This window comes from Agreia sp., from assembly GCF_964263775.1.
Classification (GTDB): Bacteria; Actinomycetota; Actinomycetes; order Actinomycetales; family Microbacteriaceae; genus Agreia.
In genome coordinates this window covers 1-3,563 of the sequence record NZ_CAXVWM010000159.1, presented here as the reverse complement: position 1 = coordinate 3,563, position 3,563 = coordinate 1, and the positions used below count along the sequence as shown (strand labels likewise).

The window sequence follows — 3,563 nt, the reverse complement described above, 5'->3', positions numbered from 1 at the left end:
CGCGCATCGCGCACTTCATCCTGCCCATCAAGGGCAAGGGCTCATCCGATTGGTCCTACTCCTGGATCCCCGTCGTGGGCCCCATCATCGGAGGAGTACTCGCCGGCCTCGCCGCCGTACCACTACTCCCCATCCTCACCTAAGCACGCATTCCCGCTCAGCAGAATCACATAACGAAGGAGTTAGTCATGAGCCAGTACGTCATTGCGATCGACCAGGGAACCACGAGTTCCCGCGCGATCATCTTCAACCACGAGGGCGGAATCGTCTCGACGGGCCAGAAGGAGCACGAGCAGATCTTTCCGAAAGCGGGCTGGGTCGAGCACAACCCCAAAGAGATCTGGGACAACGTTCGCGAGGTCATCGGGCAGGCGCTTTCCAAAGCCAACCTGACCCGGCACGACATCGTCGCGGTCGGCATCACCAACCAGCGCGAGACCGCGGTGGTCTGGGACAAGAACACCGGCGAACCGGTCTACAACGCCATCGTCTGGCAGGACACCCGCACCCAGGCCATCGTCGACCGCCTGGCGGCCGACGGCGGCGGCGACCGCTTCAAAGACACCGTCGGTCTTCCGCTGTCGACGTATTTCGCCGGCACCAAGATCGTCTGGATCCTCGAGAACGTCGAGGGAGCACGCGAGCGCGCCGAGTCCGGAGACCTCATCTTCGGAACGACCGACACATGGGTGCTCTGGAACCTGACCGGCGGAGTCGACGGGGGCGTGCACGCGACCGACGTGACGAACGCCAGCCGCACCCTGTTCCTCGACCTCAAAACCCTCGAGTGGGACGACGAGATCCTGAAGGCGTTCGATGTGCCCAAGTCGATGCTGCCCGAGGTGCGTTCCTCCTCGGAGGTCTACGGCACCGTGCACGACTCGAGTCTGCTGCGCGAGGTTCCCGTCGCCGGCATCCTGGGCGACCAGCAGGCCGCCACGTTCGGCCAGGCCGCATTCGACACGGGCGAGGCCAAGAACACCTACGGCACCGGCAACTTCTTGATCTTCAACACCGGCACCGAGATCGTCAAGAGCGAGAACGGCCTCCTCACCACCATCGGCTACAAACTCGGCGACGGCGAAACCCACTACGCCCTCGAGGGCTCGATCGCCGTCACGGGTTCGCTCGTGCAGTGGCTGCGCGACAACCTCGGCATCATCCAGAGCGCTCCCGACATCGAGGTGCTGGCGAAGACGGTCGACGACAACGGCGGCGCGTATTTCGTGCCCGCGTTCTCCGGCCTCTTCGCTCCGCACTGGCGCTCGGATGCTCGCGGGGCGCTTGTCGGGCTCACCCGCTACGTGAACAAGGGCCACATCGCTCGCGCGGCGCTGGAGTCCATCGCGTTCCAGACGCGCGAGGTGCTGGATGCGGTCAACGCCGATTCAGGCGTACCGCTGACCGAGCTCAAGGTCGACGGCGGCGCGACCGCCAACGACACCCTCCTGCAGTTCCAAGCCGACATCCTGAACGTGCCGGTCGTTCGCCCGGTCGTCGCCGAGACGACAGCGCTGGGCGCGGCGTATGCGGCCGGCCTCGCCGTGGGCTACTGGGACAACCTCGACGACCTGCGCAAGAACTGGCAGGAAGACCAGCGTTGGACGCCGAACATGGACGACGCCGAGCGCGAGCGCCTGTACCGCAATTGGAAGAAGGCCGTCACGAAGACCCTCGACTGGGTAGACGAAGACGTCTCCGAATAGGCTCTGCCGCACACGCACGATCCGTTCCCTGAGTCTGTCGAAGGTGTTCTCTTCGACAGACTCGGGGAACGAGTGCGTTAGAGGGCGAAGATCGTCCAGGACGCCGAGTGCTCGTCGTCGGGCTCGAGCACGACCAGGTCTGTGCCCGTGTTGAAGGCATCCGGAGGGCAGGTCATCGGCTCGACGGCGAGACCGATCCTGTGGATCGAGGGCACGGGCTGGTCGGCCGTGTGAACTTGAACCCACTGGCACTCGGTGCCCCAGCTGATGCCGACGCCGGAGGCGCCGTCGTGGGTGGTGACGCGCACCGTCGCGCGACCCGCGGCATCCCGCTCGAGCTCGGTGAACGCGTGGTCGATGAAGGTCGAATCGATGGGCCTGGACGCGATGAAGTCGAAGGCACCGTCGTCTTCGAGCTCGACATCGGCGAGGTCGACGGGGATGAGCCTGTCGGGTGTGACGGTGAGCACCGCGCGGGCGGGCAGCTCGAGCGACCAGTCGTCGACCCGGCCGGGGCCCGCGACGAGATACGGATGCGGGCCCGTTCCGTAGGGTGCGGCGAGGCGGCCGGTGTTCGTGGCGATGATGGTCGTTGCAAGCCCCGATTGCGTGAGCTCGTAGCGAACCCGAAGATCGATTCGGAACGGGTACCCGACCTGCGCCTGCACGCGGAACGACAGTTCTACGAAATCCTCTGCCGATGCAACATGCGACCATTCGTGCCACGCCGCCAGGCCGTGGAGTGCATGCCCGCGGCGAGGCTCGGTGATCGCCAGTTCGTAGTCGGTGCCTCGAAAGGCGTAGCGACCGTCGACCACCCTGTTGGGCCAGGGGGCGAGAACTGCGCCGCGGAACGCGGGGCGCACCTCGTCGGCCTCGAAGGGAACGACGAGGTCACGGCCCCGGTGGCGCAGTGTGCGCAGGCTGGCCCCCACTCCCGCGATGTCGGCGGTGTAATCGCCCGCGCTCAGCGTGTAGACGACTCCAGACAGGGGGACGCCGTTCGGGGTGGAGTCAGAGTTCATAGTGCCTTTACCGTAGCGGCAGAACGTCAGCCCGGCCGAACCGCGTCGGGCACGGTCAGGAGTTCGCCTCGCCGGGTGCCCCGAAGTGACGATCGAGTGAGAAGTTGAAGACACCGGAGTCGAAGGTGTTGTATGCCTCGTAGTCGAGAACCTCGTAGAGCCGAGCGCGGGTCTGCATCTCGGGAAGCATCGATGTGAGTGATCCCTCTCGCGTGATCGTGTCGAGTCCCAACTCGGCCGCTCCCATTGCAAGCCGAAGAAGCGATACCGGGAAGATCACGAGGTTGAGGCCGACGTCGGCAAGCTGCGTCGTGGTGAAGAGCTCGCTCTTGCCGAACTCCGTCATGTTGGCGAGGATCGGAACGTCGACAGCCGCCCTCACGGCGGCGAATTCCTCGAGTGACGCCATCGCCTCGGGAAAAATGGCGTCGGCGCCGGCGTCCACGAGGGCCTTGGCGCGATCCACTGCGGCCTGCAGGCCGTCGACACCGCGGGCATCCGTTCGAGCCATGATCAAGAAATTGGGATCGCGACGTGCCTCGACGGCGGCCTTGATGCGCTTCTGCGCCGTGTCGAGGTCGACAACCTGCTTGCCGTCGAGGTGGCCGCAGCGCTTCGGGTTGACCTGATCTTCGAGGTGCATTCCCGCAACACCCGCGTCTTCCAGGGTCTGGATGGTGCGCGCCACGTTCATCGGCTCGCCGAAACCCGTGTCGGGGTCGACGTTGGTGGGATGGTCTGTCATGGGCGCGATTTGCTGCGTGGGGCCGGCGACCTCGGTGAGGGTGGTGTGGCCTTTTTCGGGCTGTCCGTGGTCGGCCGCGAGCACGGC

3 protein-coding genes and 1 pseudogene are annotated in these 3,563 nt (G+C 65.5%); 2 read left to right on the top strand and 2 right to left on the bottom strand.

What is annotated here, in order from left to right:
- Both ACE5CZ_RS11730 and glpK read left to right on the top strand, forming a co-directional pair.
- Positions 1–143: pseudogene (locus ACE5CZ_RS11730) on the top strand (aquaporin family protein); the annotation flags it as partial.
- A 45-nt stretch (positions 144–188) separates the two neighbouring features.
- On the top strand, positions 189–1,706 hold the full coding sequence (gene glpK, locus ACE5CZ_RS11725) for a glycerol kinase GlpK (protein ID WP_374947510.1): 1,518 nt from the start codon (positions 189–191) through the stop codon (positions 1,704–1,706).
- A 77-nt stretch (positions 1,707–1,783) separates the two neighbouring features.
- On the opposite strand, the gene ACE5CZ_RS11720 is transcribed toward glpK, so the two are convergent.
- Together ACE5CZ_RS11720 and ACE5CZ_RS11715 are read right to left on the bottom strand one after the other, a co-directional pair.
- Positions 1,784–2,731 carry an aldose 1-epimerase family protein gene (locus ACE5CZ_RS11720; RefSeq protein ID WP_374947509.1) on the bottom strand — a complete coding sequence of 316 codons (948 nt, stop codon included), beginning with the start codon at positions 2,729–2,731 and terminating at the stop codon, positions 1,784–1,786.
- 55 nt (positions 2,732–2,786) lie between these two features.
- Positions 2,787–3,563 (bottom strand): isocitrate lyase/phosphoenolpyruvate mutase family protein (locus ACE5CZ_RS11715; protein WP_374947508.1); only part of this gene is annotated, 777 nt, incomplete at its 5' end.

Bases quoted from the DNA above. Each gene is read 5' to 3' on its own strand.
- glpK (WP_374947510.1), top strand. From the start codon at position 189: ATGAGCCAGTACGTCATTGCGATCGACCAGGGAACCACGAGTTCCCGC.
- ACE5CZ_RS11720 (WP_374947509.1), bottom strand. From the start codon at position 2,731: ATGAACTCTGACTCCACCCCGAACGGCGTCCCCCTGTCTGGAGTCGTC.